Source organism: Thermomonas sp., from assembly GCF_041905325.1.
Classification (GTDB): domain Bacteria; phylum Pseudomonadota; class Gammaproteobacteria; order Xanthomonadales; family Xanthomonadaceae; genus Thermomonas.
Map to the genome: position 1 here is coordinate 1 of NZ_JAYRLK010000048.1, position 1,503 is coordinate 1,503.

Annotated in this window: 2 protein-coding genes and 1 pseudogene; 1 reads left to right on the top strand and 2 read right to left on the bottom strand. The window is 65.7% G+C overall.

All coding sequences use genetic code 11. From position 1 onward, the window contains the following. Positions 1 to 338, top strand: a 338-nt coding sequence (locus ACE3OK_RS12610; protein ID WP_374249898.1) for a dephospho-CoA kinase, incomplete at its 5' end; no start/stop codon positions are given. Positions 339 to 367: 29 nt separating this feature from the next. On the opposite strand, the pseudogene mutT reads toward ACE3OK_RS12610, so the two are convergent. Both mutT and ACE3OK_RS12620 read right to left on the bottom strand, forming a co-directional pair. Then, a pseudogene (mutT, locus tag ACE3OK_RS12615) lies at positions 368 to 748 on the bottom strand (8-oxo-dGTP diphosphatase MutT); the annotation flags it as partial. A gap of 198 nt (positions 749 to 946) precedes the next feature. Next, positions 947 to 1,503: SEC-C metal-binding domain-containing protein (locus ACE3OK_RS12620; RefSeq protein ID WP_374249899.1), on the bottom strand; the 557-nt coding region annotated here is incomplete at its 5' end.

Sequence of the window (1,503 nt, forward strand, 5' to 3'; positions counted from 1 at the left end):
CAGCGCTGCGCGAGGCCTGCCTGGCGGCAAGTGGACCCTATGTGATCGCCGCAATCCCGCTACTCGCCGAGGGAGGAGGTCGCACGGCTTACCCGTGGCTGGACCGGATCCTGGTGGTGGATGCCCCGGAGGCGATTCGGCTCGACCGGCTGATGCGCCGCGACGGCATCGATGCTGCGCTGGCGAAAGCGATGATTGCAGCACAGGCCCCGCGCGAAACGCGTCTTGCAATGGCAGATGACATCGTGGTCAACGCCGACACTCCGGAGGATCTGGTGCCGCATGTGGAAGCGCTGGATTGCCTGTATCGGCGTTTGAGCAAGCGCGTGCCCTCCTAGGAGCGCACCGCAATCTGCACTTATCGCCGCTGCAGCAACACGTCCACCACCGGCCGGTCTGCCGGCGGCATCGGATAGTCACCCAGCTTGTGCAGCGGCACCCACGCCAAGGCCTGCCCTTCGACGCCCCGTGGCACGCCTTGGTGCGCCACTTCACGCACATCCAGCAGCAGCTGCTTGTCAGGCATCGCCCAATCCACGCATATGATCGCCGCGCCAACCGTGGCTTCGACTGAAAGCTCTTCCCGCAATTCGCGTATCAGTGCAGCCTCCGGCGTTTCACCGGGTTCGACCTTGCCGCCCGGGAACTCCCATAGTCCGGCCAGCTCGCGCCCCGCGGTGCGCCGCGCGAGCAGGATGCGCCCACGCGCGTCGCGGAGCACGCCGGCAACGACATGAATCTGCTTCATCGCAACAGGAGCCCTGGATCTGGTCGAGAACGCGGGAATGAGAAAACCGGAAGGCTGGAACCGGGAAAGCCCCCCTTGGTAAGGGGGGCGCGACGAAGGCGCAGGGGATTGGAGGCATGACCGTTGGGGCCCCGCATCCGCTTGCGGATGTGGGGGTGCAGCCAGGCTTTCATCGGGCTGCACAACGGCAAGCTCAGCTCAGCTGAGCTTGCCGTGGCAATACTTGTACTTCTTGCCGCTGCCGCAGGGACAAGGATCGTTGCGGCCGATATTGGCCTGCGCAAGGTCACGCTGCACGTCCGCGGCTTCCTCGTCTACGCCCAGGTTGCCGATGTCGGGATGCTGGAACTGCGCCTGCCGTGCCACCGCTTCGGCACGCGCGCGCTCCGCCGCTTCGGCCTCGGCCACTTCCTGCTCGCTGCGGATGCGCACCCGCGCCAGCAGTGACACCACTTCCAGCTTGACCCGCTCCAGCAGTTCGGTGAACAACTCGAACGCCTCGCGCTTGTATTCCTGCTTCGGCTGCTTCTGCGCGTAGCCGCGCAGGTGGATGCCCTGGCGCAGGTAGTCCATCCGCGCCAGATGTTCCTTCCAGCTGGCATCGAGGACGTTCAGCATGACGTGCTTTTCCAGCATGCGCATGGTGTCGCCGCCGACCTGCGCTTCCTTGTCGGTGAACAATCCGGTGATGGCGTCCTGCACCCGCGCCTGCATCATGCTGGCGTCCAGCTCGGTCTCGCGCTGGTGCAGGCCGG